Here is a 25,910-nt window from a genome sequence, read left to right as displayed (position 1 = left end):
ATTTAGGAGGCGTCTTGCTCGCTGCTAACTGAAAATACGGCGTCCACTGCGGCTCGCACCTGGCGGAGCGGACCACTAGCGGCCTGAAAAGGAAATTGCTCGAGGTCGGCGCCCGCAGCTTCCTGCAGGAACCAGAAAAAAGAGTCGACGCCAGCGGCAATGCCCAGGGTGCTGGCTCCCCCAAAGCGGCAATTGCACTCGATGATGTGCAGGCCGCCATCGTCGGTGAGCAGGGCTTGAAGCACCAACGGGCCATAAAGACCGAGTTGCTCGATAATAGGTGTGAGGCGGGCCACCAGGGCCGGGTCGTCGACGGTGGTGGTAATCTGCGATTCGCCCCGTAAAACCACGTCGCGGGTGCGGGGCATCAGGCCGTGCACCTTGCCCTGGCGGGTCACATAAACGTCGATGCTAATTTCCTGTCCTTTGATAAAAGGCTGAAAAACAGGTACTTCCAAGGTTTGGGAGTGAGCCAGGGCGGTTGCTTCTGGCAGGTTGAGGCCCAGGCTGAGTGAGCCCGCTCCGTACCGCTCTTTCACCACAAAGCTGGTTCCCGGGTTGGCCTCCTCGTTTCCGAAAAGGTAGTGAGCATCCAGACTGAGGGCGGTCGAAATTATCGGCAGCCCATTATTCTGGCCAAAAGCGAAGAATTCGAGCTTGTCGAGGCAACGGCGTACGGCGTCGGGCTCGCTCACCAGCACGGCAATGCCGGCTTCGGCCAGCGCGGCCCGGTGGCGGCTCCAGAAAGCCAGCTCGCCGTCACGGGTCGGGATAATGTGCCCGATGCCATGCTCAAGGCAGTAGCGCACAATGTCCGAGAGGTTTTCATCGGAGGTAGCGGGCATTTGCCAAAAACCATCCGTGAAATGGCGGGCCAGGCAGCCTTGGTTCATGTCGCCGCCAATGACTTTAATCTCGGGATGCACGCGCTTGGCTGCCGCCCGAACCGCCTGCACCAACGGCACCTTGGCTGCTACGCTACTAATGAGCACGTGGCCCGGCACTTTGGCCGCTGGGGTGGCGGTGCGGGTGCGCTCGTAGGCAATGATTTCGGGAATGGCGGCTTCCAGCGTGGTCGGCGGAAGCCAGTCTATTTGGCTGCTCCATCGCGTCATATCGGCCTGCGACGCTTCAAATGGAATGTCGGAGTCTACGTATTGGGCGCGCAGGTTGGGAAAGTTTTGCCGCAGCACGTCCACCACCTCCGACACTCGCCGCGCCCGGCCGGTGCCCAGGTTGATGATGCCCGTGACGGTTTCGGCCGCGGCCAAGCGGAGCAGGCCTTCGGCCGTATCGGCGGCGTAGAGGTAGTCGAAGTAAGACTCGGCGCCATACACCGTAATTTCCTCGCCGGCCAGCAGCATGCGCACCCAGCGCGAGGTGATATCGCGCCCGTTGCGGCCGTAGCCTCGGTAGATGCGCGGGCACACGGTGCTAAACTGCTCGGCCCGGAAGGTTTGCAGGAAGCGCAGCTCGATTTCATGGGCCAGCTTGGCCATGCCCGTCAGGTTGCGGGGCAGAATGGGGTCGTCTTCGCGCAGGCTGCGGGGCTGAGCCGGCACTTCGGCAAAGTTGTAGAGCGCCGGGTCATAGATGAGGTAGCTGGAGGCAAACACCACGCGGCGCAACGACGGCAGGTCCTTTTGCACCGTCATCAGGTGGTGGCTGAGGCGCACGTTGTGCTGAAAGTTCTCCTCCCAAAACCCGTAAGTTTCAGTCGAGCGCTCGAAGGTGGCCGCCAAGTGAATGAACAGGTCGGGCGCAAACGCGCCGATTTCCTGCTCCGTGAGGAAGTTCAAATCGCCCTGGCGGTATTGGAAGCGGGCCGGAAAGTCGGCGGGCCGGGGCTTCGTGTCGCCCACCAGCACCTGAACGTCGTCGGGGAGCGCGGCCAGGCAGCGTACCATTTCCTGGCCGATTACGCCGGCACCGCCGCTGATAAAAAGTCGTTTAAAAGGCAGAACCAAAGGCTGTGGCATAGTCGGCGGCCAGCTGGCCGTGCATCAGTGAGTCAGCAAAGGTATCCGGAGCCAGGCGCACGTGCTGGCGTAAGCGTCCTTCCAGCCGAAATCCCGCCTCTTCCAGAATGGCGACGTGGGCCGGGCGGATGTCGTAGGTTTCGGTGAACAAGCGGTTGACTCCCAGGTGTTCAAAGGCAGCTTGGCCCAGCAGGCGCAGGTGAGCCAGAAAATCCTGCCGGTAAACAGTCGGATTGGCCGCCCGAATCGGATCGACCAGGAAAGAAACCTCGGCCCGGCCATCGGGCCAGGAAATATGCACGAGGCCGCCGTAGGCCACTAGCTCGTTGTTGTGCAGCAGTGAAAACAGCAGCTGCGTCGGCCGTTCCTGGTTAAACAAAGGCATTACCACCCGCTGGAAATAGGCCTCCTGTTGCTCGGCAGTGAGGGGTTGGGGCTGGCGTAGTACTTCGAGCTGCGCGTTGCGCCAGGCCCGGATTGGCTCCCGGTCCTCGTAGCGAATGGGGACTAGCTCGTAGTTCTCCCACGTGAAAGCAGCTTGCGGAAGGACAAGGTAATTAGTCAAAGTAGAGGGGATTCAACTTATTTAAGAATGTCATGCTGAGCGCAGCCGAAGCATCTCTAACACGAGAGTAATCAAGATGCAACGAAGCAGTAAAGATGCTTCGGCAGGCTCAGCATGACGTTCTTTTTCAGCATGACGTTCTTTTTCAGCATGACGTTCTTTTTTTAAATAAACTCTTATTTAAACCACCAAATAAGAAATCAGCGGATTTAAAGGGCTGCGGCGCAGGGCGTAATTAGCCACCCCAAACACTTCATCAAACGCCAGCGTCTCGCCGGGGAATTCCGGGCAGTTCAGCTCATCAAAAGCTACAATGGCACCCTTGGTTAGGCGCGGGCGAATGGCTTCGAGGCAGGCCTTGGTGGGGGCGTAAATATCAAAGTCGAAGTAAGCGAAGGCGATAACCGTTTCGGGGTGCTCTTTCAGGTAGCGGGGCACGGTTTCGGAAGCGTCGCCGGCCACAAGCTCAAACTTGCGCTTGTGCGGGATGGGGCTATCGGCTTCATGCAGGGCCAGAATTTCGCTCAGGTATTCCTGGTAATTGGGCGTTACGCCGTAGTCGCCGGCTTTTACCCGGTCGCCATCTTTTTCATCGACGGACGGAAAGCCGCCGAACGTGTCGAAGCCAATGATTTTGCGGTTGTAATTATAAGGCTCGTAAATGCCGCGCAGGGCGTGCATCAGCGCCAGGTTTTGGCCCCAGCGCACGCCAAATTCCATGGCCACGCCGTGCACCGGAATGATTTGCTGGTAGAGCTCGGTGAAAAACAGCAGACGCGAAAGCGTCTGGCGGTTCAGGTACAGGCCCAGGTTGTTGGGCAACTCGGTGTTGGGAATGGGCGACTCGCGCAGGGTTTGGGCGAAGCTTTCGCGGCGCGTTTGCTCTTGAACAGGCGCGCCGCTGAGGACGTTAATCGGAGAGGACATGGGGCGGAGTCGGGGCTATTCGAGCTGCAAAAATACGGCTCAGGGCTGCACCTGAGTATTTTGGTTGTTGATGCTGGCTAGCCATGGATAGTGGGCTAGCAGAGCTGGTAAACCAGCGGGGTCGGTGAGGGAAAAATCAGCCGGCAAGTGCGAGTAGAGCAGGTGCAGAAAAGAGTAGTCACTGGCGTAGTCCACTGTGAGGCGCAGAGCCGCCACGGCCGGCGCAACTGGCAACGGCAGGGTTTCAAGCCGGAAAAGCTCAGGGTGGCGACGCAGATAGGGCGTTACGTGCTCACGCTCCTCGGGGCTGGTGGCCGCGGCGTCGGCCCGACGTAAGGCGGCAGCCGTCATCACTTCCACGTTGGTGCCCAGGGGTAGGCCCGTGGTCAGGGTGTAGTCGGCCTGAGTGGCCAGATGATGAGCAACCGCGGCCCTCAAAAAGGCCGGGTCTATGGCCGGGTTATCAGCCGTAATTCGAACTACGACCTCCGCTTCATAAACGGCCAATGCACCTGCGAAGCGGCCCAATACGTCCTGCTCATCGCCCCGAAACACTTCGGCCTCCAGCTCCTGAGCGGCCGCCGCCAGTGGGTCGTCGGCGGGCAGGGTGGAGGTGGCCACGATAACACGCTGGCCCGGGGCCAGCTGCCGGGCGCGGGCCACCACGTGCCCCAGCACCGTAGTAGTGCCCGACAGGGGCAGGGGCAGCAGGACTTTGCCAGGCAGCCGGGAAGAGCTCATCCGGGCCTGGATGATAACGATGACGCGAGCGGGCCAGGGAGACGTCATAGTGCTTAGCGGATAGTCCAGCCGCCGTCTACCACCAGGTTGTGGCCCGTTACAAAATCGGATGCGGCAGCGCTCAGGTACACGAAGGCCCCGGCCAGGTCCTCGGGCCGACCGATACGGCCCAGTGGGTTGCGGCGTTCCAGCTCGACTATAAAACCGCCTTGCTCCTGCACCCGCTCGCTGGGGAAGGCGCCCGGCGACACGCAGTTAACCTGAATATTTTCGGGGCCCAGGTACGAAGCAAAGTACTTAGTGAGCTGGATAACGGCCGCTTTGGCCGCTCCGTAGTGCGGCGGGTTCAGGAACTGCGGGTGCTGGTCGTAGGCGGCAAAGTCAGGCGCCACCATCCCGTACATGGAGGCCACGTTGATGATTTTGCCGCCTCCGTTTTCGCGCAGGTAGGGCAGCACTTCGCGCAGGCAGCGGTAGGCGCTGCCCGTGGAGCCGTCGAGGCCGCGGGCAAATTGCTCGTCGGTCAGGGCGTCGGGCTGCTGGCCTTCGCTGTACACGGCGTTGTTGATGAGCACCTGCGGCAAACCGTGTTGCTGCCGGCAGGCTGCCAGCGCCTCGCGCACTGATGGCGTAGAGGCCACGTCGCACACCTGAAAATGCACAGGTGCAGTGTCTAAAAGGGCTGCGAAGGTTTTCCTGAATTGGTTTTCGTCGCGCCCCAGCACCACCACCGTCGCGCCATGGCTCAGCAAGCCAGCCACAATAGCGCGGCCCAAATGTCCGTAGCCACCCGTAATCAGTACCAGCCGATTACTCAGGTCAAATAAGCTGGAATAAGGGGCTAGGAACGGGGCGGCCATGCGTAGGGAAGGATGTAGTCGGTGGTCTTTTCGGCCAGCAATAGTAACTCCGAGCGCAGCGCTTCGGCCTGCGCTACGTGCGAAGCGGCGGCCAGATTATCGCGCAGGTTGGCGGGAGTGTCGACCCCTATTACTACCCGGCTGACTCCCGGCGCCAGAGCGGCAAAGAGCAGCAGTAGGCTCGTCAAGGGCATGCCAGCTTCGGCAGCAAGTACGTGTAGCCTGGTTATTCTATCAGCTAGCGGCACAAAAAACGGGGGCAGCGTGGCCGGCTCCCGCAGCAGCAGCCCCTGCAGGAATGCTGAACGCACGTGCACCTCCACACCGCGCTGCTGCAACTCGGGCAGCAGTGCTCCAAAGCGTTGGTCGAGCACGTTGAAGGGCACTTGCACCAGGTCTACATCGGGCAGCTCGGCCAGCAGCCATTCGGCTTCCTGCGGGTGGTAGAGCGACAAGCCGATGCGCTGCACCGAGCCCGTCGCACGGGCTTCCTGCAAGGCCAGCCAGGAATCAGGATGCTGGCGGAACGCTGCAAATTGATGAAAAAGTACGCCGTACAGGTGAGACTGGCCAAGACGCGCCTGGGATTCCTGTAGCTGCTGCCGAACTTGGGCGGCCGGACCAGCCGCCAACTTGGTTACTACCCGAAACGCGGCTGGCTCGCGGCTGGGCGCACCCAGCCAGGCGCCTAGTCGGCTTTCGCTGTCGCCGTAGGCGGCGGCGGTGTCCAGTAAGTCGACCCCCGCCGCCTGGGCCAGTTGCAGAATTGCCTCAACCGTCGCATCATCGGGCCGGCCCGCCGTGTTGTTGATGCCGTAAGCCAAGCCAAACTGGGCGGTGCCCAAGGCCAGGCGGCCAATGAAGTCGGCCGCGCTCGGCCGGGCAGAGTCAGTCGGCATGAGACAGGTTTACAAACTCAACAATGCAAGCCACCACGTAGTCCTGCTCCTCATCGGTGAGGGTTGGGAATAGTGGAATGCTGAGGCAGTGGGCGTAATAGTTTTCGACTAGCGGGAAGTCGCCGGCTCGCCAGCCCAGGTCCTCGTAGTAGGGCATGCGATGCACCGGGATGTAATGCACCTGCGTGAAAATCTGCCGGGTTCTGAGGTAGTCGTAGAGGCCTTTGCGGTCAGTTACTTCGATAACGTAAAGGTGGAAGGCATGGCCGGTGCGGCCCGGGGCCAGCACCGCCACGCCGGGCACCTGGGCAAAGGCTGCATCGTAGCGGGCGGCCAGCTGGCGGCGGCGGGCCAGACCTTCGTCGGCGCGGGTAAGCTGGCTGAGGCCGAGGGCGCAGTTCAGGTCGGACAGGCGGTAATTGTAGCCAAGCTCCTGCATTTCCATGTACCAGCCACCGTCGGACTCGCGCACCAAGTCGGCCGGGTCGCGGGTGATGCCGTGTGTGCGCAGGCGCAGTAAGCGGTGGAAAAGCTGCTCGCTGTTGGTTGTAATCATGCCGCCTTCGCCGGTGGCAATGTGCTTGACGGGGTGAAAGCTGAAAATGGCCAGGTCGGCGAAGTTGCCATTGCCGCAGCGTTGCTCCCGGCCTTGGGCGTCGAGGAAAAAGCCGCCCGGCGCGTGGCAGGAATCTTCGATTATCCAAAGGCCGTGCTCGTCGGCCAGGGCGCGGGCTTCTTCCAGATTCACGGCCAAGCCCGCAAAATCCACTGGAATTAATCCCGAAAAGTGGCCTTTGGGGTGCGCGGCCAGCAGCTGACGCACTTGCTGCAAATCAATGAGCCCGGTGGCCGGGTCAATATCTGCGAAGTGTACCTCGCCGCCGCAGTAGCGCACGCAATTGGCCGAGGCCGCGAACGTGAGCGGCGTGGTGATGACGCGCTGGCCCGGCTGCACGTCCAGGGCCAAGGCACACAGATGCAGAGCGGCTGTGCCGTTGCTCACGGCCACGCCATAACTGGCGCCTACGTAAGCGGCAAATTGCTTTTCGAACTCGCCCACCGTGGGCCCCTGGGTGAGGAAGTCGCCCTGTAGGGCGGCGGTAACGGCGGCTACATCAGCCTCAGTGATGTGTTGGCGACCGTACGGTAGGGGGCGGGCAGGGCGGAATGTGGAGTCGGGCATTGTCAGACAAAGATAAATTCAAACGCCAAGGCCAAAATCGGAAGTCCAGAGGCCAACCTGCGGAGTGCACAGGGTTTGGGAACTACCCTCTTGGGTACCAAGCCAACGCCTCAGCTATCAAGTGCAATCCAGACTCTGGGAGAGTAAATGGCTTGTTGCTAAACCGTAAAGTCCGCATCCACATGCAGCCGGATTTCCTCCCGAATCTGCTCCGCATTCAACCACACCTCGTTATTGGCCGAGTCGTACTGAAAGCCCAGCGGCACCCGCTTGCCATTGAAGTGCTGCACAAATTTCTCCACGTCCCAGATAGGCATGGAGGGCAGGATGACGTAATACCGGTCCAGCTCCACGGTGCTTAGGGCGTCGGTTTCCGTTATCATGGCTTCGTGCAGCTTCTCGCCGGGGCGGATGCCCACAATTTGCTGTTCGCATTCCGGGCCGATGGCGCGGGCCACCTCCGTGATTTTGTAGCTCGGAATCTTGGGTACGAAAATTTCGCCGCCCCAGGAGTTTTCCAGCGCGTACAGCACCAAATCCACGCCTTCCTCCAGTGATATGTTGAAGCGCGTCATGTCGGGGTGGGTGATGGGCAGGATGCCGGTGCTGCGCTGCTGCAGAAAAAAAGGCACCACCGAACCACGCGAGCCAATTACGTTGCCATAGCGCACCACCGAGAAGCGCAGGTCGCGCGCGCCTTTCATGTTGTTGGCGGCCACAAAAAGCTTATCAGAGCACAGCTTAGTGGCGCCGTAGAGGTTGATGGGGGCCGCGGCCTTGTCGGTGCTCAGCGCTACCACCTCCTTCACGCCGCAGTCGAGGGCGGCGTTGATGACGTTCTCCGCACCAAAGATGTTGGTCTTGATGCACTCCATGGGGTTGTACTCGGCGGCGGGCACCTGCTTGAGGGCAGCCGCGTGAATCACAATGTCGATGCCTTCGCAGGCACGATGCAGGCGTTCGCCATCGCGCACATCGCCAATGAAATAACGGATGGCGGGGTACTTGGCCGGGCTAAATTCCTGACTCATTTCGTACTGCTTCAGCTCGTCTCGCGAGAACACCACCAAGCGTTTTACCTGCGGAAACTTTTCAAAAACGGTGCGAACGAACTGCTTGCCGAACGAGCCGGTGCCGCCCGTGACGAGGATGGATTTGTGGTTAAGGTCGAGAGCCATGAAAAAAGGAAAGCCGAAATAGGACCACAAAAGTAGTTCAGGGAGGCTTAGGGCAGGGGCACTCGGCCTTGGCTGCGGAGCGCTGCCTACCCCGCAATATTCGCAGCCGCCACCGCAGCCCTGGCGGCGTGCCACTACTATTCCCGACCTTTGGCCACTGGAGCTGCTTCCGCGTTGCGAATGCTATTTAATTCTATTCATTTTCTGGTCTTTTTTCCGGTGGTTGTTGGGCTGTATTACAGCCTGCCGCCGCGCTGGCGTGGGCCCTTGCTGCTACTGGCCAGCTACTACTTCTACATGAGCTGGCGGGCCGCTTATGCGCTGCTGCTGCTGGGCACCACGCTCGTCGACTACTACAGCGGCTACCGCATGAGCCAGCTGCCCAACAAGCAGGCCCGCAAGCCCTACCTGTACCTCAGCCTGATTAGCAATCTGGGTACGCTCTTTATCTTCAAGTACTTCAACTTCTTCCGCGATGCCGCCGGGCAGCTGGCCAGCGCCTTGGCCTTGCCCCACTATGCCGGCCCCACCCTGGAGCTGCTGCTGCCGGTGGGGGTGTCGTTCTACACGTTTCAGTCGGTGGGCTACATCATCGACGTGTACCAGGGGAAGCTGGAGGCCGAGCGAAATCTTGGGCGATTTGCTTTGTTCGTGGCTTTTTTTCCGCAGCTGGTGGCCGGGCCTATCGAGCGCGGCGGGCACATGCTGCCGCAGTTCCGGCGCACGCATCCGTTCGATTATGCCCGCATCGTGAGCGGCCTGCGCCTCATGGCCTGGGGCTTGTTTAAGAAAGTTGTGGTGGCCGACCGCCTGGCCCTGTTTGTGAATCCCATATTCAACAACCCCCGGGAGCACCCCGAAGGTCCGCTATTGGTGCTGGCCACCCTGGCGTTTACTTTTCAGATTTACGGTGATTTTTCGGGCTATACCGACATGGCGCGGGGTGCGGCCCGGGTGCTGGGCTTCGATTTCAACCTCAACTTCCGGCAGCCGTACCTGTCGGCCTCGGTGCCCGAGTTCTGGCGGCGCTGGCACATTTCGTTGTCGAGCTGGTTTCGCGACTACTTATACATTCCCCTAGGCGGCAGCCGCGTAGGGTCCACCCGGGCCTATGCCAACCTGCTGGTAGTGTTTCTTATCAGTGGTCTCTGGCACGGCGCCAACTGGACGTTTGTGGTCTGGGGCGCCCTGCACGGCCTCTATATAATAGCCAGTACCTGGGCACGGCCCTGGCGCGATACCCTGGCCCAGCGCACAGGACTTGCCGCCCTCCCAAGGCTGCGCCGCATATTGGGCGTGCTCATCACCTTTGCGCTGGTGGCTTATGCCTGGATTTTCTTCCGAGCCAACTCCCTGGGCGATGCCGTGTACATCAGCCAGCACCTTTTCAGTGGCTGGGACCATCTGACTGGCCGTCGGCTATCGACGCTGTTGCTGGAGTTCTCTCAGCACTACCGCCCCGAGCTTCTCATGGCCGCTTTCGCGACGGGCTTCATGCTGCTGGTAGAATATGTGCTGGGCCGGCAGCCCAGTCCGCAGGGCTGGCTGGCTACGCGGCCAGTCATTCTCCGCTGGTCGGGCTATGTAGGCTTGGTGCTGCTAATTCTTTACCTGGGCATTTTCAATAGCACCAGCTTTATCTATTTTCAATTTTGATGCGTTCCCAAAGAGCAGCGGCTTTTCGGTTGGTATTGCGCCTGGGCTTGCTGGCTGGCGCGGCGGTGCTGGGTCTGGTGGCCCTGGGCCCGGTAGTGCTGGGCGGACATGTAGATGCGTTATACGGGCGCTTCACCAGCCCTTCCGCTGGCTCGTTGGTAGTAGGTACTTCGCGGGCGGCACAGGGAATTCGGCCTTCGATTTTGGTGGAGGCGCTGGGCGAACGGTTCGATGGGCCGCTGCTGAATTATTCCTTCACGCTGACGCATTCGCCCTACGGCCCGGCCTACTTGCGCAGCATCAAACGCAAGCTGCGCCCCGAGGTCAAAAATGGCCTTTTTATTGTGGCCGTCGACCCATGGTCACTGTCACTCACCGGCCCGGAGGGCAGCTTCCCAGAGGATAACTCATTCATTGGCCAGCTCGACCAAGTTAGCCAAAATCCCAACCTGCCGTACCTCACGCGCTACCAAACCAAGCCGCTTTACCGCCTCCTACTCGACTACGCCACCGCTACCGAGCGCCTGCACCCCGATGGCTGGTTAGAAGTAAACATTGGCATCGATAGCGCACAGGTGCGAGCCCGTACTGCCCGCAAATTGCAGGATTATCGCCTACTAGCCACCCGGCAGCATTTTTCCGCCGGACGGATGCAGGCGCTTGTCGAGACCATCGCGCTGCTAAAACAGCACGGCCATGTTTGCATGGTGCGCCTGCCGGTAGGGCCAGGGCTATTGCAATTGGAGCAAGCTTACCAACCGGGTTTCGACCAGCTCATGCGCCAGACGGCCGCAAATCAAACCGTTCCTTATTTCGATTACAGCACCCGGCCTTACCCTACCACCGATGGCAACCACCTGCAGCGGGAGGCGAGCGAGGTATTTAGTAGAGAATTGGCGAGTGACTTATGCGCTGATTCGAAGTAACTTATATGAAGTATAAGCTGGGAGTAGAGATAAAAAATTTTGCATTTCGCCGTTAACTAATGTTGTCCACACGACAGCTCAACGACAAAGACGACGAGACACCAAGTGTCCTCACAGAGCTAAAAAGCAGAAATGGGACGTCTCAGGAATTTCAGCGACTAAGACTTAATAACCTCAACCAGCCGGCCCGTCAGTGCCTGCCGTGAATACCGCTTGTGGCTTATCGCTGGTAGGTCTAGGTTGGGACTTTGGCGCCACTGCGCCACCATGGTTTCCAGCGTTTCCAGCATCAGTGCGTAGTCCTCGTAGGGGAGGGCGTGGCCAGCCGCGCATTCCTGCAGCAGATTGTCTGCATCCGAACCCGTTGGGCCAACGCACAAAATCGGCTTGTTTGCGGCCAGGTATTCAAAGACTTTGCCCGGCAGGATGCCGAAGTTGCGGGGCACATCGGGAATGGCCATCAGCAGCGCTGTTGCCTGCAAAAGGTGCTCGACCGACTCATCGTGCGGCACGAAGGCCAGGAACTCAGTAGCTGGCAGCAAGCCGGCACGCTCAATCTGATTGCGCAGCTCGGCCGAGACCTGGCCCACAAAGCGTAGCCGCAAGGGCACATCGGGGTGGCGGGTGGCGCAGGTAGCCAAAGCTTCCAGCAGCCGGTTGATGTGGTAGAGCTCCGTGATGGTGCCGGTGTGGGTGATGCGCAGACAGTCGGTAGGTGGCCGCGACGGCAGCTGAAAGTCCGACTCGTCGTAGCCATTGGGCAGCACGTGTAATTTTGCCGAAGGCAAGTCCGGAAGCTTAGCCAGAAACAGGCGCTTGGTTTCGGGCGAAGTTACCAGCACGGCGTCGGCCTGGGTTAACACCTGCCGTTCGTATCGCGCATCGAGCCAGGCGGCCAGCGGTGTATGGTGCAGGTCTTTGTAGTAATAGATATCCGTCCAAGGGTCGCGCATGTCGGCGAGCCAGCGCAGGCCGTGGCGCTTCTTCAGCTCCAAGCCAATGAGCTGGGTGGAATGCGGCGGCGAAGAGGTGAGCACCGCATCGAATTTTTCGCCCGCGGCCAGCAGTTTTTCCACGGCGGCAAGAGCGTGGCGGTTCCACCCGCGGCGGGGGTCTGGAATAAACAGGTTGCCGCGCACGAAGCGCAGGGCCTTTTGCACGGTGCCGGGCTTGCCTTCGTTGGCAAACCCTCCGTAGGGCACTGCCCGGCCGGTTAGCTTTTTATAAGACTCGAAGGGCTCGGACGTAGCCGTGCGAATCACGCGGACGCCGGCGGGTACTTCGGCTTCCAGGCTCTGGTCACGCACCGGGTAGGTGGCCTGAGTGGGGTCCACGGTTATCACGGTTGGCTCCACACCGAAGTGGCCAAGGTGCTTCACAAACTTGAGGCAGCGTTGCACCCCGGCCCCGCCCGACGGCGGCCAATAGTAAGTAATGACGAGCAGGCGCAAGGGGCGAGGAGGGGGCACGTAGGCAAGTGACAACAAGCGGCGCGCGAAGGTACATCGTTTGCCGGTTTTCACCCTTTTATGGTTACTTTTGGGGTTCCGGAACTTCCTGATTTGACGCAGCTCAACCGCAGCGGAATCCATGGAATCCGCCAAATCCGTCTAAATCCGTGATACATGTTTGATAGTCTCTCCACCAAGCTCGACCGGGCCATTAAGACCCTCAAAGGCCAGGGCAGCATCTCCGAAATTAACGTTGCGGCTACCATCAAGGAAATCCGCCGTGCGCTGGTTGATGCCGACGTTAACTATAAGGTTGCCAAAGAAGTAACCGACAAGATTAAGGACGCCGCCATGGGCCGCGACGTGCTCACGGCCGTCTCGCCGGGCCAATTGATGGTCAAAATCGTCTACGACGAGCTGACCGAGTTGATGGGCGGCGAAAAGAAGGACATCGTTATCAAAGGCGACCCTGCGGTGATACTGCTTTCGGGCCTGCAGGGCTCAGGCAAAACCACCTTTGCCGGCAAGCTGGCCAGCTACGTTAAGAAGCAAAACCGCACCGTGCTGCTGGTGGCCTGCGACGTGTACCGCCCGGCCGCCATCGACCAGCTCAAGGTGCTGGGCGAGCAAATCGGCGTGGAAGTGTACTCGGAAGTCGAGAACAAAAACCCCGTTGAAATCTCGCGCAATGCCATTGAGTACGCCAAAAAGAACAATAAAAAGGTAGTCATCATCGACACCGCTGGTCGCTTGGCCGTGGACGAGCAGATGATGCGCGAGATTGAGGCTGTGAAGTTGGCCATCAACCCCAGCGAGACGCTGTTTGTGGTAGACTCCATGACCGGCCAGGATGCCGTGAACACCGCCAAAACCTTCAACCAGCGCCTGAATTTTGATGGCGTCGTGCTCACCAAGCTCGACGGTGACTCGCGCGGTGGTGCGGCCCTTAGCATCCGGGCCGTGGTAGAGAAGCCCATCAAGTTCATCTCGACGGGCGAGAAGATGGACGCACTGGACCTGTTCTACCCCGACCGCATGGCCCAGCGTATCCTGGGCATGGGCGACGTTATTTCGCTGGTTGAACGCGCCCAAATGCAGTTCGACGAGGACGAAGCCAAGCGCATCAACGCCAAAATCCGAAAAAACCAGTTCAACTTCGATGACTTCCTCTCGCAGCTGGAGCAAATCAAGAAGATGGGCAACATCAAGGACCTGATGGGCATGATTCCGGGCATGAGCAAGGCCATGAAAGATGTCGAAATCGACGACGACGCCTTCAAGCCGGTGGAAGCCATCATCAAGAGCATGACCAAGCAGGAGCGGGCCAACCCCGACATCCTCAACAGCTCCCGCAAGCGCCGCCTGGCCAAAGGCTCCGGCACCGACATTCAGCAGGTAAACGCCCTGATGAAGCAGTTCGACGACATGCGCAAAATGATGCGCACCATGAACAAAATGAGCCAGACTAAAGGTGGCATGGCTCAAATGCAGAAGATGATGGGCGGCATGAAAGGCGGCCCCGGCGGCATGATGCGCTAAAGACGTATGGAGAGCAGACAATTGCTCTACCAACATTTGAAAAAGCCCAGACAGCAATGTCTGGGCTTTTTTACTGCCAGTTCAACATTCGATTATTCATCTTAAGCAAGGCAACATGCAAGGACTGCAACTCGAACGCATTCCTCATCCAAGCCTGCGGAGATAGAATAGGCCAATTGCCCCCGTGCTTGCGCGCATAGCTAGAGGAGTAGCGCATGCGGGCATAGTGCTTGGCTTGAGCATCAACATCATTTTGGAAGCAAATGCTGCCTAATGCATTGAAAATTATTCAATCTCATGGAATCTTTTGGTGCAATTGTTGTTGGTCTTATCGTGAAAGAATAGTTTTTTAAGGTGTTTTGGTATGGAAAGAGGCATCCCTTTGGGTTGCCTCTTTTTTTGTTTTGGTATTTATTCAACAACTGTCACCCTGCTGCTTAGGTTAAGCATTACCATCAGGCAGGCTCTGTCGGAACAGGTGCACGCCACCTTGCCTGGGTATTATCTGCCGCTCTGCTGTATATGAAGCAAATCGTTGAAAAGCATTCCCTGGCTATCCGCTGGTTTCACTGGGTCAACTTCCCAGTCCTCGGCCTGATGATTTGGAGCGGAATCTGGATTTATTGGGCCAACGACGTGTACCGGCTGGGTTGGGGCGATACCACCATTTTTAAATTTTTCCCGAAGTCGTTTTATCAGGCGTTTCACGTCAACCACAAACTGGCGCAGGGCATGGCCTGGCACTTTGTGCTGATGTGGGTGTTTTTCCTGAACGGTCTGCTGTACGTGCTCTATACCCTTTTTTCGGGCGAATGGCGCTACCTGCTACCCAACCACAACTCCTTTAAAGAAGCAGTGCAGGTTGTGCTGCACGATTTGGGCTTGCGCAAAGGAGCCCTGCCAGTGCGTAAGTACAACGGCGCGCAGCAGATTGCCTACACCAGCGTTATTCTGATGGGGGCGGGCTCCTTGCTGTCGGGCCTGGCTATTTATAAACCCGTGCAGTTTAGTTGGCTGGTGGCCTTGCATGGCGGCTATGAAGCTGCCCGCCTTATTCACTTTGTTCTTACCATTGGCTATGTGGTGTTTTTTATTGTGCACATCGCCCAGGTTGTACGGGCTGGGTGGAACAACTTCCGGTCGATGGTAGCCGGTTTCGAAGTCCAGGAAGTAGACCCTGTCAGCCAAAAAGTAACGGCCGGACCGGCACCGCTTCCAGCGGCCGATGCCCCTCTTTCGTCCAAGTAATTTATATGGCTATGAACGACGAGTCTCCCCTTTCACCAGTGCCCGAAAGCCCCCGCCAGCCGCTACAAGCCGATGCAGAAGTGCTGGTCGAGGCCCGGCGCCGTTCCCGAAGGGCGTTTATTGGCTTGGGCCTGGCGGGGCTGGCGGGATTAGGCGGCTGGAACTGGCTGATTTCGCAACCCAAGGATTCCGGCATTGCCCAGCCACTGCGCAAGGTGCTCGATGCCAACGGCCGTCTGTCGGGCGCCTATTTTAAGGAAACCCGGCTGGCGCCTGAGTTTGCCCGGAGCCGCGCCCGCACCCCCCGGGTCAATGGGAAAATAGGGATGAAGCAAGAGCTTGACCCTGAAGCTTGGCGGCTGCGGGTGCGAGACTTTCGTACAGGCACCGCCCGGGAGTTCACGCTTGCCGATATCAAGGCTTTGCCCAAAGTGGTGATGACCACCGAGCTAAAATGCATCGAAGGCTGGAGCACAGTGGTAAACTGGTCGGGGGCGCGCCTGTCTGATTTTATGGCACGCTATCCGCTTGCCTCGCGTTCTGGCACTGCAGCAGACCTTGCTGCTTACGTTGGCATGCGAACCCCTGACGATGCCTATTACGTGGGCCTCGACATGGCCAGCGCCCTGCACCCGCAAACGCTGCTTTGCTACGAAATGAACGGCCAGCCCCTCACCGCTGCTCATGGCGCGCCGCTTCGCCTCGTTACCCCGCTTAAATACGGCACCAAGCACCTCAAGCGCATTGGCACAATTTCCTTCGCCGACACGCGCCCCCAGGACTACTGGGCCGAGCAGGGATACGATTGGGACTCGGGACATTAGCTGTCCATCTTACCAGGCAAAAAACAACGGATACGCAGAGCGCACCAAAACCAAGGTCGCCCTATTAGCATAGGAGCTGAAAAGAGCTTGCTCGGTTTAGTGTACTATCCGGAGCTCGTAGCGCTCGGGCTGACCTTGGGCCGCCGGCACGTGCCAGGCCCCCACGCGGCTAGGGCCATAGCCAAGGTTTACTTTGAGCCATTCGTCGCGAGTAGGCAGCATGGCAATGATTTCCTGCTCGAGCTGGCTTTGCTCGCTGCGTAGGTTTTCGATTTTTTGCCGGAGTTCGTCGGTTTTATGGTCGTAGCTGCCGGTGGGCGGACGCTGCACAAATTCGGTAGATGCCGCTGCCTTTTCCTGCTCTTGCAAAGGCGTGCTCTTAAGCGCTGCTATGGCCCGCTGAAGTGCTTTTTCCGATTCCAGATAAGCATTCACTTTTTCTTCCAACGGAAGAAGGGCGGGGTCCAGGTAGTCGAGATTAGAAGCCATGGGAACTTGGGAGTGCAAACGTGAATAGAAGAGTGGAATTGCCCTCCTGCCCTCAGAACGGGTTCGGCATAGGAAAAGATACTTGCTGAAAAAAATATACCGCCTCCCTACGCCAACTCTTATGGACGCTGGGCGGGTAAGTCTGTGGCGGGGCGGTTGCGCTGGCAACGCTCGCCGCAGTATTTAACCTCATTCCAATTGGCCCGCCATTTTTTGCGGTACTCAAAGGGGCGGCCGCAAGTGACACAGATTTTGGTGGGTAACTGGCCTTTGCGCAATTTACCTGGTAGCATAGGGGAAACAGAAAGAAGGCCCGGTTATGCTAACCCGACGTATCGCCACGAAGTTTTGGGTACTTTTCGGGTCCGAAACGGGTTAGGGGCGGCAAGCACGCGCTTATTTCCTCAACGGCCCGGGCCATTTTGATTCTCTTTTTTCATGACGACCACTACTGCCCCTGACATTTTGGGCCAGGCCTTGCTGGCTTATCATCACGGCCAAGCCGAAGCCACCCTCACTGTGCATTGTAATGTGGCTGACGACGAGCCCTTGCCAGCCGCTTACTTCTTTCGCACCCTGCTGCAAATGCCCGAGTTGGAGCGGCTGGCCCTTGACGAATGCCGGGGCCGCGTACTCGACTTGGGCGCCGGCGCTGGGTGCCACAGCCTGGAGCTGCAAAGCCGGGGCTTCGATGTGAAAGCCGTCGACGTATCGGCGGGTGCCGTGCAGGTCATGACCGAGCGCGGAGTCCGCACTGTGGCGCGCCACGACTTATTTGCCCCACTGCCTGATACCGAGCGGCCCTACGATACCATTGTGCTGCTCATGAATGGCCTGGGCCTAACGGGCTCCCTCGCCGGACTCGACAAATTTCTGGTTCATGCCCGCACGCTGCTGGCCCCAGGCGGCCAGATTCTGGCTACGTCTTCCGACGTCCGCTACCTCTACGAGGATGAGGACGGCGCGCTGATGCTCAACCTTAACGGCCCTTACTACGGCGAAGTAGAGTACTCCCTTAGCTATGCTGACAACACGGGGGCTTCGTTCCCGTGGCTGTTCGTGGACGCGGCTCTGCTCAACGACGCCGCCGAAACCGCTGGCTACACGGCGGACTTTCTGGGCGAAGACGATGACGAACAGTACTTGGTGCGCCTCACCCCCCTCAATAATTAATAGAGATAGAAGCAGTAGGGTTTGAAGCGATTTGCCCCATCGTTAATTCCCTCAAACTATTTGTTCTGCCTACTTACAATGAACGAATCCATTACCTACCGCACCCGCTGGGCCGACATGGACCCCAACGGCCACATGCGTCATTCTGCCTACGCTGACTACGCCGCCGACCACCGGGTGGTGATGCTGGCCCAGTGGGGCTACGGTGTGGCCCGCTTTGCGGAGCTTCGCCTGGGCCCGATTCTATTCCGGGAAGAAACCAAGTATCTGAAAGAGATAAGCATCGGCGAGGAAATCCGCGTCGACGGGCGGCTGGTATCAGCTACTGCCGATGGCGCGCGCTGGACCATTGTGCACACCATCTACAAAGCCGATGGCCGGGTCGCGGCTACCGTCACGGTCGACGGTGCCTGGATTGACCTCAACCGCCGCAAGCTAACCACCCCGCCCGCCGAGTTGGCTGCCGGGTTCAGCAACATGCCCGCTTACGAGCCCGCCACTCGCTAACTCAGCTTTTCACCAGCCCCGGAGTTGGGGCCCGTAATGCCTTGGTAATGCGGTTCATCTGCTGCTGATGGTGCAGCAGGTGGTCGAGCAGAAAATCCATTACCTGGCAAATGGTAATCCGCCCCGAGCGTGGGTGCGGAAAGATTGCCCGATTGAGCTGCCGGCCCGGAAATTCGTTGAGCAGGCGCTCCAACTGACGGCGCGAAGCCTCCCAGGTTTGGCGTAGCTCTGGCAAGTTGCCAACCTCTCCGGTATCGGTGAGAGTGGCCACGCCACGCGGGGCTTTGTACCGCAGGCCGGGCAGGCGCAGCATCAAACGAACAAAGCGGGCTCGCAAGCGGGTAAACAGCCCGACTTTGGGCAGCAACTCCTCAGCCTGCAGCTTCTTATTAACGTACTGAATGATGTTGCCCTCGATAAAGAGCAAATGATGAACTACTTGTGCCGCCGACCAGTGGCCCGGGGCAGGCGCCTTCGCACTGTTCGGCCCAAGTGCTTCCGCCGAGGCCAGAAGGCGTTCAGTGGCACGTTCGAGTTGTTCAAATTTGAGATGGAGGCGGTGATTCATTCGGGTGGGAGTAGAAAGGCTGAGTAGCTTTGGTTAAAAGATACGGCGATATTCCAGCCGCTCGATTCAAAATGCATTTATGGGAGTTATCCCTTTTCTTACAGGGCCTTCAGTAGCAAAGGCTCGGGCTTTAGCACAAGCAAGCCCAGCCGTAATGGCAGTGATTTTACTAGCAATACTATATGCTTGCTACTTGCCCCATTCGGGCTACAGAAGTCTGCATTATGATGCCAATACCTACTGGGAGTTGGGAAGACAATATGGGAAAACTGGTGCATTCCAGTTTTCATCGTTTTCAAACAGCATGCGCGGGTACTTTTTCCCTCTCTTGCTTGCTCCATTCGCAATTCTAGGGCCTCATATTGGTCTTTCCCCAATCGAACTGATGCGGCCTTTGGGGATTTTGACAGCGGCTCTATTTTTTGGCGCGTTAGCACCAGCCCTGGCAGGCGCAATTAGCGGGCCAAAAGCACCGGTGATACCCTTGGCCAGGAGACTGGTGTTTGGGGTGCTCGGGTTTGCGTTTTGGCGCGACTATTTCAACTTTTCGCTAAGTGACTTCCCTGCCTTATTTGCTTTATGTCTGGCCCTCTGGGCATTACTTAATTCAAAAAATATTCGCTACTCCTTGCTAGCGGGTATTGCCCTAGGGGCAGCAATGAACATGAGGCCCGTTTTTATTGCTGCTCTGCCCTTTGCCGCTTTGTTGGTTTTTGTGTCACGACCTCCTGTATCAAGCACCGACCCGCTGGCTGGTAACCGCAGCGCATGGCCGCAGTGGGGAGCTTTGGCTGTTGGCCTGGCCTTTATTCTCGTGCCTCAGTCATACATCAATAAAAGTCATTTTGGCTCAAGCACACCACTGGTGTTAGCCCGTCGTTCAACTGTTGATGAGGGGTTGTATTTGCAGCAGTTAGGATGGGGGTTGCAATACCAGAAGTATGAGACGAATATTGGGGCAGACTACCCAACTGTCGAAATGTTTTTTGTTGACCCAGTAGGGACTGCTCTGCTACAGTCCACTGGCAAAATGCAACTTAACAGCATGGGGGAGTACCTGAATTTAGCTTTTCATCACCCTGTTGCTATCCTGGGGGTTTTGCTCCGGCACCTGTTTAATGGATTGGATTTACAGTACCCCACTCCTTATATAAAGCAAGTTTACCTGCCTACTTGGCCCTTAGCCTGGCTCAATTATACCGTTTGGATAAGCGGTATTGTTGTGCTTATCATACACGCAAAGCGCAGTTGGCCACACATAAGCGTTTGGCTGGCGCTAACCGCGCTAATAATGCCGTGCCTAGCGGCCTTGCCGGTTGCCGTTGAGTGTCGTTTCTTTCTGCCGCTGCATATGCTTCTGTGCGCCGCCGTAGCTTTTGGTGCTCATCCCATACGGGCGTGGCAGGCGGCTGGAGGTTTGCGCCGGTTGGGCTGGGCGTGTGTTTATATCGCCTTTGTGTCGGCCTGCTTTATGGTTTCAGCAAGTGCCCAGGGTAATTTAGAAAATGGACCACGGAAACTGTTTTCGCTAGCGAGGAACAGTCATTAGGGCTTGATTAGAGGATAGCAGGTAGGGAATCTAGTTGGGTTTCTGACCCTAGTGGTGGTCTTATCTATATCTGAGGAAATAATGCCTAATCAAAGGCGATGTTCTTCAAACACAAAAATCCCCATCAGCAGCTGCTGATGGGGATTTTTGTGTTGACAAAGAAGTATGCTTACGCTTTGGCGTAAGTCACTTCCTTCACGGCTTTCACCACGCGCGCTACGTTGGGCAGCGAGGCTTCGATGAGCGTGGGGGCGTAGGGCAGAGGCACGTCGGCGCACGTGATGCGGATAACGGGCGCATCGAGGAAATCGAAGGCGCGGCGCTGCACGATGTAGGCCAGCTCGCTCGAAATGCTGGCCAAGGGCCAGGCTTCTTCGATAACCACCATGCGGTTAGTTTTCTTCACCGACTCCACCAGCGTGTCGTAATCGATGGGGCGCACCGAGCGCAGGTCAATTACTTCGGCTTCGATGCCTTCCTTGGCCAGCTCATCGGCGGCAGTGTAGGCAATTTTCATCATTTTGCCGAAGCTCACCAGGGTCACGTGCTTGCCTTGGCGTACCACGTTGGCCTTGCCGATTTCGAGCAAGTATTCTTCTTCAGGCACTTCGCCCTTGTCGCCGTACATCAACTCTGACTCCATGAAAATAACAGGGTCTGGGTCGCGGATGGCGGCTTTTAGCAAGCCTTTGGCGTCGTACGGGTTGCTGGGCACCACTACTTTCAGGCCGGGGCAGTTAGCGAACCAGTTCTCAAAGTTCTGGGAGTGCTGGCTCGAAAGCATGCCGGCGTTGCCGGTAGGGCCGCGGAACACGATGGGGCAGGAATACTGACCGCCCGACATGGAGTATATCTTAGCAGCCGAGTTAATCACCTGGTCGATAGCCACCAACGAGAAGTTGAAGGTCATGAATTCGATTATCGGAATCAGCCCGTTGGCCGCCGCCCCTACGCCGATGCCGGCGAAGCCGAGCTCAGCAATAGGAGTGTCAATCACTCGCTCCGGACCGAATTCGTCGAGCATGCCTTGGCTCACTTTATAGGCGCCGTTGTACTGGGCTACCTCTTCGCCCATCAGGAACACCCGCGGGTCGCGGCGCATTTCCTCGGACAGGGCCTCGCGCAAGGCCTCACGAAATTGAATTTGACGCATGATATTCTTTAGGTAAATAGCGGTTTTAAGCCGTTGGGCAAAGCTACGATGAGCCGGGCGGATGGGCAACGATTACCGCAGCGCCTCCCGAAATACCTTGCCTTGGGCGTAATCTTGAAATTCGAGGTCTTCTACGGCGCGTTGCGCGTAGCTGCGGTCGAGGGCCACGGCTTGCTTGAGGAAGGTCCCGGCCGTGGCTTCGTCCTTCTGGCGGGCTGCTACCACGGCCATGCCGTAAAGAGGAGCAGCGGCCGTAGGGCGTAGTTCCTGAGCCAGGCGATACTGCGCCAGCGCCGATTCGTAACCTTCGCGGCCTATCAAAATCAGACCTTTGTTCAAGGCGTTCTGGTAAGAGGGGCCGGCGTATTCGAGGCTGCGCAGTGCCTCATCGGGCTGGCCGATTTCAATTTCCAGCGCGGCACGGTCCGAAAACACCTTGCGCAACAGCGGGCGAGGGCCACCTAGTTTGATGGCGTAGTCATAGTTCTGCAAGGCTTCAAGGCGGTCGCCGGCGCGGTGGTAGGCCGTACCAGCGTGGTAGAAGAACTCTGCAGTGGGGTTGCGGTGGGCGGCCAGGGTGAAATTGACGGCAGCGCGGTGGTAGTAAGCCCTGCGAATTTTATCGGTAGGTTCTTTTTCGGCGCGCTGCAACAGCACCACGCCCAGGTTGTGGAAGGCTTCCCAACTGTTGGTATTGGCCGCGGCTACCTCATAAATGCGCTGTTTTTCGGCCAGCAGCGGGGTCAGGGTGGCCGAGTAGCGCAACTCTTCGGGCGTGAGGGCATCGGTCTCAATCTGTTTCTCGACTATTTTTTTGGACAGCAGATATACTTCCGAGTCGTAGCGCTTGGGGGCAGTATAGGTCACGGCCACCGTGCCGAAACGCAGCACGGGGTAGATGTACTGCTCGATGTAGTCGTAAGACGACAGGCCGTGCAACGCCTTCTCTTTTTGCTCAAATGAGCCTTTGGAGTCGTTGATGATGGACACAATGGAGTCTATCTGCTCGGCCTTAAGGGCCGACGAAGTGACTTTGCTCAGGAAGGTATCCCAGCGGCGGGTGTAGGCCAGGGTATCAAAACGAATGTTCTGGACCTTGTTCAGGTAGGAAAAATTTTTGACGCGTTGCTTGTAGTGGTAGAGCAGCATGCGCACGCGCTTGCTGGCCAGCGCCCGATTGTGGGCATCGACGGAGTCGGGTGAGTGGCCGGCAACGATGAGCACCTGCTTGGTTTGTTGGTTGGCATCAATCAGGTCTTCGAGGGCAGCCACGTTGGTGCCCAGGTAGCCCCGGATAAACCACTGCCCCTCATCGAAATAAAAGGGCAGCACGCGGGTGCCGCTCATATTGTTGCTGGCGCGTTCGGGCAGCAAGTTCAGCACGGTGTCTTCGCGGGTGACGAGGCGGGCCGGGTCGGCGATGCCGCGGGCGACGTATACATCGGCGGGGCCGCGCAGGATGCGGCCGTTCTTTTTTACCTCGCGCACCTGGGGGTGGGCCAGCAGTTCGCCGGGGTTGCGGCCGGGGGTGTTGGGCAGGCTGAACTTCTGCGTAGCAACCAAGAAGCCCTTTTGCTCGTCGTCGTAGACATAGTTGCCCGACAGGAAGGTGAGCCGTCCGACGGTGTCTTCGCGCAGGCCGTGCTCGTAACGGTAGCTCAGCAGCACCTCATAAGCGACTCCCTTGCGCAGGTGTTTGGCAGGGACCTTGGCAATTACCTCAAACGGGACGGACTCGCCCGAGGCCATAAGTGGAGTAGGCCGCGCTACTACCGTGCGCCCGGTTTCGGCCTGTTTCAGGACGCGCGGCAGGGTACAGGCCGTTAGAGACAAGGTGGCTGCCAGGAGCCCGTGGGCCAATGGCCGCAAAAAATTAATCATCAAAAAGCGTAACGCAGGAAAACGAAAACCATCCTTACAAACGTAAAAGTCCCTAAATTAGTCGGGCCTGGAGCAGCAAAATTACGTTGCCGCGCTTGCCGCAACTTTTTCAAAGTCTTATCTTAGACCAGACAATCTGTTTTTCCCAGCCGCTAACGCCCATGAAACGCTTCACCGACTACCTGGAAACGCAGTCTTTTGGTTTGTGCTCGGCGCTGGCGCAGAAGTGGGGCTTTAGCACGCGTAGCGTCCGCCTTTCGTTCGTGTACGCGTCTTTCTTCACGTTTGGCTCGCCCGTAGTGCTGTACTTCGCCGGGGCCTTCTGGATGAACGTGCGCCGAGCCATGCGCCAGCAGCGTAGCACTGTCTGGGATTTGTAGGAAATACAACAGGGGCTAGCATTCAGCCGATAGCTAACAGGTTGCTAGCAAAATGCAGGTTTCCCAGCCGAACTGTTTACAAGCCTAACTCCGTCAGCCCGGGGTGGTCGGCAGGCCGAGGGCCCAGGGGCCAACGAAATTTGCGGTCGGTTTCGTCGATTGCTACATCGTTGATGCTGGCCTCGCGGCGTTGCATCAGCCCTTGGTCGTTGAATTCCCACTGCTCGTTGCCGTAGGCACGGTACCATTGCCCGGTCTCGTTGTGGTATTCGTATTGAAAGCGCACGGCTATGCGGTTTTCATGAAAGCCCCAAACTTCCTTAATCAGGCGATACTCGTGTTCCTGCTGCCATTTGCGGGCGAGGAAAGCCTGAATGGTCTCCCGGCCCGCAAAGATCTCGCTGCGGTTGCGCCATTTGCTCTCAGAAGTATAAGCCAGGGCCACCCGCTCGGGGTCGCGGGAGTTCCAGGCATCTTCGGCCATGCGCGCTTTCTGGATGGCCGTTTCGAGGGTGTAGGGAGGTAGTGGGGGGCGCGATTCACTCATGGCTGGCGGCATTAAGAAAGAGGAGCAGGCCGGGGCAAAGCGAAGCCTGGGCCGCCGCTAAAGTAAGCCGCTAAAGTAAATAGAACCGCAGCACAACCCTGAGCCTGTCTTGCTGCCGCAATCGGTTGTTTGGCCATTTTATTTCATGCCCAGCTCGCTGAACCTGCGCTTGCCTTTCGCAAAGTAGGCCCACACCACGCTGCCATTGTAGACACCCGGCCGCTCACCCAACCGTAGATGGGGGCGCGCCGCCTGGCGCTGCTTGCGCCAGTAGCTTAGCTTCCCGTAGAAATTAAAGTGGGCGCGAATAACCGCCTGGAAATTGCGGAACTGACCAGCCACCAGAAATTTGAGCCCAGCCACGCCGTCGAGAAGCAGGCGCTGCAGCATGGTGCTGAATAATTCGCTGGGAGCTGCGTTTTTGTAGAGTAAAGCCAAGCCATTTCGGAAGTTAAGGTAGGTTTTGCGTGGGCTGGATTTCGGCAGGGTGCCACCGCCCACGTGGTTGACCGCGCTGCCGCCGTGGTACCACACCTCGTGGCCGGCATTCCAGAAGCGCCAGCAAAGGTCAATTTCCTCCATGTGGGCAAAGAAGGCTGGTTCAAGTCCGCCGAGGGCTTGCCAGGCGGACCGGCGCACAAGCAGGCAGGCGCCGCTGGCCCAAGCCACGGGGCGGGGGTCGTTGTACTGGCCCTGGTCTTTTTCCAAGGTATCGAAAAGGCGCCCGCGGCAAAACGGATAAGCCAGCCGGTCGAGGTAGCCGCCACCGGCTCCGGCGTACTCGAAGTAGGAAGGGTCGGCATGGGCGAGGATTTTGGGCTGCACGGCGGCGATACGGGGGCTGGCTTCCAGCAGGCCGCGCAAGGGGCGGAGCCAGCCGAGAGTCACCTCCACATCGGAGTTGAGCAGCACGAAAAAATCGCTGTCGACCTGCGCCAGCGCTTGGTTGTAGCCTTCGCAAAACCCAAGGTTGCGGTCGAGCAACAGCAGCTCTACCAGCGGGAAATCGCGGGCCATCAACTCCACGGAGTCATCGGTAGAGGCGTTGTCGGCCACGATTACGCGGGCGCCGTCGGCGTGGGCGAGCACCCCGGGCAGAAAACGGCGCAGGAAGCCGGCCCCGTTCCAGTTTAGAATGACGATGGCGACATCGGCGCAAGCACCGACCTTGGCGGCGCTAGGCTCCAAAACCACTCAGGTCGAGGCCCGGCACGTTGGGCATCAGGCCACTGGTTTTACGCTGCAGCTCCAAGCGGGCCAACTCGGCGGCTTCGTCCAGGGCTTTGTTCACGGCGGCTACTACCAAGTCGGCCAGCATGTCGCGGTCCTGGGGCGTGAGCAGGGTTTCGTCTATTTCAAGCTTAAGGATTTTGCGGTGGCCGTTGGCCGTGGCACGCACAAGGCCGCCACCTGCTTCGCCAGTAGCGGTAATGTGTTGAATCTCTTGCTGGGCTTGCTGCATTTTGTCTTGCAGCTCTTTCACTTTGCCCATCATACCAGTTAGGTCGAATGCCATAATAGTTAATTGTCGGTTATCAATTTTAGATGTTCAGTGTGCTATGAACAAGGGAATAGGCGGAAAGTGCTCATTTACGCTAATAAACGAGGGATGGTGAGACCCTCTAGTTGGGTGAAAGGTCTTTACAGGCCATTGGTGATGCTGAGCTACACCAAACATTGGTCCGCA

26 protein-coding genes are annotated in these 25,910 nt (G+C 58.2%); 9 read left to right on the top strand and 17 right to left on the bottom strand.

Translation table 11 applies throughout. The features are described 5' to 3' along the window. Positions 1 to 2: 2 nt before the first annotated feature. The 8 genes from ACP7AJ_RS09730 to pseB form a co-directional block, all read right to left on the bottom strand. Positions 3 to 1,967 (bottom strand): NAD-dependent epimerase/dehydratase family protein, encoded by a 1,965-nt coding sequence (locus ACP7AJ_RS09730; protein WP_426060003.1) that lies wholly within the window; start codon positions 1,965 to 1,967, stop codon positions 3 to 5. Beyond that, positions 1,951 to 2,544 carry a GNAT family N-acetyltransferase gene (locus ACP7AJ_RS09725; RefSeq protein ID WP_426060002.1) on the bottom strand — a complete coding sequence of 198 codons (594 nt, stop codon included), beginning with the start codon at positions 2,542 to 2,544 and terminating at the stop codon, positions 1,951 to 1,953. The genes ACP7AJ_RS09730 and ACP7AJ_RS09725 overlap by 17 nt, the downstream gene beginning before the upstream one ends. A gap of 180 nt (positions 2,545 to 2,724) precedes the next feature. Next, complete coding sequence (locus tag ACP7AJ_RS09720; protein WP_426060001.1) at positions 2,725 to 3,471, bottom strand: class I SAM-dependent methyltransferase; 747 nt, start codon at positions 3,469 to 3,471, stop codon at positions 2,725 to 2,727. 39 nt (positions 3,472 to 3,510) lie between these two features. Then, on the bottom strand, positions 3,511 to 4,260 hold the full coding sequence (locus ACP7AJ_RS09715) for a cytidylyltransferase domain-containing protein (protein WP_426060000.1): 750 nt from the start codon (positions 4,258 to 4,260) through the stop codon (positions 3,511 to 3,513). 5 nt (positions 4,261 to 4,265) lie between these two features. Continuing rightward, on the bottom strand, positions 4,266 to 5,072 hold the full coding sequence (locus ACP7AJ_RS09710) for an SDR family oxidoreductase (RefSeq protein WP_426059999.1): 807 nt from the start codon (positions 5,070 to 5,072) through the stop codon (positions 4,266 to 4,268). Next, positions 5,054 to 5,971, bottom strand: coding sequence for an aldo/keto reductase (locus tag ACP7AJ_RS09705; RefSeq protein WP_426059998.1), 918 nt, complete (start codon positions 5,969 to 5,971; stop codon positions 5,054 to 5,056). Before ACP7AJ_RS09705 ends, ACP7AJ_RS09710 begins: the two co-directional genes overlap by 19 nt. After that, positions 5,961 to 7,154, bottom strand: coding sequence for a UDP-4-amino-4,6-dideoxy-N-acetyl-beta-L-altrosamine transaminase (pseC, locus tag ACP7AJ_RS09700; RefSeq protein WP_426059997.1), 1,194 nt, complete (start codon positions 7,152 to 7,154; stop codon positions 5,961 to 5,963). Before pseC ends, ACP7AJ_RS09705 begins: the two co-directional genes overlap by 11 nt. A 158-nt stretch (positions 7,155 to 7,312) precedes the next feature. Next, positions 7,313 to 8,332, bottom strand: coding sequence for a UDP-N-acetylglucosamine 4,6-dehydratase (inverting) (gene pseB / locus ACP7AJ_RS09695; protein ID WP_426059996.1), 1,020 nt, complete (start codon positions 8,330 to 8,332; stop codon positions 7,313 to 7,315). A gap of 180 nt (positions 8,333 to 8,512) precedes the next feature. Here pseB and ACP7AJ_RS09690 point away from each other — a divergent pair, with 180 nt between their 5' ends. Continuing rightward, positions 8,513 to 9,988, top strand: coding sequence for an MBOAT family O-acyltransferase (locus ACP7AJ_RS09690; RefSeq protein ID WP_426059995.1), 1,476 nt, complete (start codon positions 8,513 to 8,515; stop codon positions 9,986 to 9,988). Further along, on the top strand, positions 9,988 to 10,914 hold the full coding sequence (locus tag ACP7AJ_RS09685) for a hypothetical protein (RefSeq protein WP_426059994.1): 927 nt from the start codon (positions 9,988 to 9,990) through the stop codon (positions 10,912 to 10,914). Before ACP7AJ_RS09690 ends, ACP7AJ_RS09685 begins: the two co-directional genes overlap by 1 nt. A gap of 158 nt (positions 10,915 to 11,072) precedes the next feature. On the opposite strand, the gene ACP7AJ_RS09680 is transcribed toward ACP7AJ_RS09685, so the two are convergent. Next, the gene (locus tag ACP7AJ_RS09680; RefSeq protein ID WP_426059993.1) at positions 11,073 to 12,383 is read right to left on the bottom strand and encodes a glycosyltransferase family 4 protein; all 1,311 of its coding nucleotides are present in this window, start codon (positions 12,381 to 12,383) and stop codon (positions 11,073 to 11,075) included. 156 nt (positions 12,384 to 12,539) lie between these two features. On the opposite strand from ACP7AJ_RS09680, the gene ffh reads away from it, so the two are divergent. From ffh to ACP7AJ_RS09665, 3 genes are all read left to right on the top strand, one after another. Continuing rightward, entirely contained in the window at positions 12,540 to 13,904 is a 1,365-nt protein-coding gene (gene ffh / locus ACP7AJ_RS09675) for a signal recognition particle protein (protein ID WP_426059992.1), read from the top strand. A gap of 522 nt (positions 13,905 to 14,426) precedes the next feature. After that, positions 14,427 to 15,152 carry a cytochrome b/b6 domain-containing protein gene (locus tag ACP7AJ_RS09670; RefSeq protein WP_426059991.1) on the top strand — a complete coding sequence of 242 codons (726 nt, stop codon included), beginning with the start codon at positions 14,427 to 14,429 and terminating at the stop codon, positions 15,150 to 15,152. Positions 15,153 to 15,163: 11 nt separating this feature from the next. Further along, positions 15,164 to 15,976 carry a molybdopterin-dependent oxidoreductase gene (locus ACP7AJ_RS09665; protein WP_426059990.1) on the top strand — a complete coding sequence of 271 codons (813 nt, stop codon included), beginning with the start codon at positions 15,164 to 15,166 and terminating at the stop codon, positions 15,974 to 15,976. Between the two features lie 96 nt (positions 15,977 to 16,072). On the opposite strand, the gene ACP7AJ_RS09660 is transcribed toward ACP7AJ_RS09665, so the two are convergent. Then, positions 16,073 to 16,465 carry a hypothetical protein gene (locus ACP7AJ_RS09660; RefSeq protein WP_426059989.1) on the bottom strand — a complete coding sequence of 131 codons (393 nt, stop codon included), beginning with the start codon at positions 16,463 to 16,465 and terminating at the stop codon, positions 16,073 to 16,075. A 119-nt stretch (positions 16,466 to 16,584) separates the two neighbouring features. After that, a complete protein-coding gene (locus ACP7AJ_RS09655; RefSeq protein ID WP_426059988.1) occupies positions 16,585 to 16,758 on the bottom strand; it encodes a DUF2256 domain-containing protein in 174 nt (57 codons plus the stop codon). A gap of 145 nt (positions 16,759 to 16,903) precedes the next feature. Here ACP7AJ_RS09655 and ACP7AJ_RS09650 point away from each other — a divergent pair, with 145 nt between their 5' ends. Both ACP7AJ_RS09650 and ACP7AJ_RS09645 read left to right on the top strand, forming a co-directional pair. Further along, a complete protein-coding gene (locus tag ACP7AJ_RS09650; protein WP_426059987.1) occupies positions 16,904 to 17,638 on the top strand; it encodes a class I SAM-dependent methyltransferase in 735 nt (244 codons plus the stop codon). 78 nt (positions 17,639 to 17,716) lie between these two features. Then, positions 17,717 to 18,145: a thioesterase family protein gene (locus tag ACP7AJ_RS09645; RefSeq protein ID WP_426059986.1), complete on the top strand. Its 429-nt coding sequence runs from the start codon at positions 17,717 to 17,719 to the stop codon at positions 18,143 to 18,145. 1 nt (position 18,146) lies between these two features. Here the strand turns inward: ACP7AJ_RS09645 and ACP7AJ_RS09640 are convergent, their stop codons facing one another. Then, positions 18,147 to 18,713, bottom strand: a complete 567-nt coding sequence (locus ACP7AJ_RS09640; protein ID WP_426059985.1) for a DinB family protein — start codon at positions 18,711 to 18,713, stop codon at positions 18,147 to 18,149. Positions 18,714 to 18,867: 154 nt separating this feature from the next. Between ACP7AJ_RS09640 and ACP7AJ_RS09635 the strand changes: the two genes are divergently transcribed. Further along, positions 18,868 to 20,262 carry a hypothetical protein gene (locus ACP7AJ_RS09635; protein ID WP_426059984.1) on the top strand — a complete coding sequence of 465 codons (1,395 nt, stop codon included), beginning with the start codon at positions 18,868 to 18,870 and terminating at the stop codon, positions 20,260 to 20,262. 169 nt (positions 20,263 to 20,431) lie between these two features. Here ACP7AJ_RS09635 and ACP7AJ_RS09630 read toward each other — a convergent pair whose 3' ends face one another. Then, positions 20,432 to 21,433, bottom strand: coding sequence for a pyruvate dehydrogenase complex E1 component subunit beta (locus ACP7AJ_RS09630; RefSeq protein WP_426060287.1), 1,002 nt, complete (start codon positions 21,431 to 21,433; stop codon positions 20,432 to 20,434). 54 nt (positions 21,434 to 21,487) lie between these two features. Then, positions 21,488 to 23,296 (bottom strand): tetratricopeptide repeat protein, encoded by a 1,809-nt coding sequence (locus tag ACP7AJ_RS09625; protein ID WP_426059983.1) that lies wholly within the window; start codon positions 23,294 to 23,296, stop codon positions 21,488 to 21,490. Between the two features lie 161 nt (positions 23,297 to 23,457). Here ACP7AJ_RS09625 and ACP7AJ_RS09620 point away from each other — a divergent pair, with 161 nt between their 5' ends. Beyond that, on the top strand, positions 23,458 to 23,676 hold the full coding sequence (locus ACP7AJ_RS09620; RefSeq protein WP_092668307.1) for a PspC domain-containing protein: 219 nt from the start codon (positions 23,458 to 23,460) through the stop codon (positions 23,674 to 23,676). A gap of 76 nt (positions 23,677 to 23,752) precedes the next feature. Here the strand turns inward: ACP7AJ_RS09620 and ACP7AJ_RS09615 are convergent, their stop codons facing one another. The 3 genes from ACP7AJ_RS09615 to ACP7AJ_RS09605 form a co-directional block, all read right to left on the bottom strand. Next, positions 23,753 to 24,223, bottom strand: a complete 471-nt coding sequence (locus tag ACP7AJ_RS09615; protein WP_426059982.1) for a DUF1348 family protein — start codon at positions 24,221 to 24,223, stop codon at positions 23,753 to 23,755. A gap of 138 nt (positions 24,224 to 24,361) precedes the next feature. Next, a complete protein-coding gene (locus ACP7AJ_RS09610) occupies positions 24,362 to 25,411 on the bottom strand; it encodes a glycosyltransferase family 2 protein (protein ID WP_426059981.1) in 1,050 nt (349 codons plus the stop codon). Then, positions 25,401 to 25,739 (bottom strand): YbaB/EbfC family nucleoid-associated protein, encoded by a 339-nt coding sequence (locus ACP7AJ_RS09605; RefSeq protein WP_426059980.1) that lies wholly within the window; start codon positions 25,737 to 25,739, stop codon positions 25,401 to 25,403. Before ACP7AJ_RS09605 ends, ACP7AJ_RS09610 begins: the two co-directional genes overlap by 11 nt. Between the last annotated feature and the right edge of the window lie 171 nt (positions 25,740 to 25,910).

Source organism: Hymenobacter sp. B1770, assembly GCF_049896385.1.
In the GTDB taxonomy this organism is placed as follows: domain Bacteria; phylum Bacteroidota; class Bacteroidia; order Cytophagales; family Hymenobacteraceae; genus Hymenobacter.
This window is presented reverse-complemented; position numbering and strand designations above follow the sequence as displayed.

Bases quoted from the DNA above. Each gene is read 5' to 3' on its own strand.
- ACP7AJ_RS09720 (WP_426060001.1), bottom strand. From the start codon at position 3,471: ATGTCCTCTCCGATTAACGTCCTCAGCGGCGCGCCTGTTCAAGAGCAA.
- ACP7AJ_RS09715 (WP_426060000.1), bottom strand. From the start codon at position 4,260: ATGACGTCTCCCTGGCCCGCTCGCGTCATCGTTATCATCCAGGCCCGG.
- ACP7AJ_RS09710 (WP_426059999.1), bottom strand. From the start codon at position 5,072: ATGGCCGCCCCGTTCCTAGCCCCTTATTCCAGCTTATTTGACCTGAGT.
- ACP7AJ_RS09705 (WP_426059998.1), bottom strand. From the start codon at position 5,971: ATGCCGACTGACTCTGCCCGGCCGAGCGCGGCCGACTTCATTGGCCGC.
- pseC (WP_426059997.1), bottom strand. From the start codon at position 7,154: ATGCCCGACTCCACATTCCGCCCTGCCCGCCCCCTACCGTACGGTCGC.
- pseB (WP_426059996.1), bottom strand. From the start codon at position 8,332: ATGGCTCTCGACCTTAACCACAAATCCATCCTCGTCACGGGCGGCACC.
- ACP7AJ_RS09690 (WP_426059995.1), top strand. From the start codon at position 8,513: ATGCTATTTAATTCTATTCATTTTCTGGTCTTTTTTCCGGTGGTTGTT.
- ACP7AJ_RS09685 (WP_426059994.1), top strand. From the start codon at position 9,988: ATGCGTTCCCAAAGAGCAGCGGCTTTTCGGTTGGTATTGCGCCTGGGC.
- ffh (WP_426059992.1), top strand. From the start codon at position 12,540: ATGTTTGATAGTCTCTCCACCAAGCTCGACCGGGCCATTAAGACCCTC.
- ACP7AJ_RS09670 (WP_426059991.1), top strand. From the start codon at position 14,427: ATGAAGCAAATCGTTGAAAAGCATTCCCTGGCTATCCGCTGGTTTCAC.
- ACP7AJ_RS09665 (WP_426059990.1), top strand. From the start codon at position 15,164: ATGAACGACGAGTCTCCCCTTTCACCAGTGCCCGAAAGCCCCCGCCAG.
- ACP7AJ_RS09660 (WP_426059989.1), bottom strand. From the start codon at position 16,465: ATGGCTTCTAATCTCGACTACCTGGACCCCGCCCTTCTTCCGTTGGAA.
- ACP7AJ_RS09655 (WP_426059988.1), bottom strand. From the start codon at position 16,758: ATGCTACCAGGTAAATTGCGCAAAGGCCAGTTACCCACCAAAATCTGT.
- ACP7AJ_RS09650 (WP_426059987.1), top strand. From the start codon at position 16,904: ATGACGACCACTACTGCCCCTGACATTTTGGGCCAGGCCTTGCTGGCT.
- ACP7AJ_RS09645 (WP_426059986.1), top strand. From the start codon at position 17,717: ATGAACGAATCCATTACCTACCGCACCCGCTGGGCCGACATGGACCCC.
- ACP7AJ_RS09640 (WP_426059985.1), bottom strand. From the start codon at position 18,713: ATGAATCACCGCCTCCATCTCAAATTTGAACAACTCGAACGTGCCACT.
- ACP7AJ_RS09635 (WP_426059984.1), top strand. From the start codon at position 18,868: ATGGCAGTGATTTTACTAGCAATACTATATGCTTGCTACTTGCCCCAT.
- ACP7AJ_RS09625 (WP_426059983.1), bottom strand. From the start codon at position 23,296: ATGATTAATTTTTTGCGGCCATTGGCCCACGGGCTCCTGGCAGCCACC.
- ACP7AJ_RS09620 (WP_092668307.1), top strand. From the start codon at position 23,458: ATGAAACGCTTCACCGACTACCTGGAAACGCAGTCTTTTGGTTTGTGC.
- ACP7AJ_RS09615 (WP_426059982.1), bottom strand. From the start codon at position 24,223: ATGAGTGAATCGCGCCCCCCACTACCTCCCTACACCCTCGAAACGGCC.
- ACP7AJ_RS09605 (WP_426059980.1), bottom strand. From the start codon at position 25,739: ATGGCATTCGACCTAACTGGTATGATGGGCAAAGTGAAAGAGCTGCAA.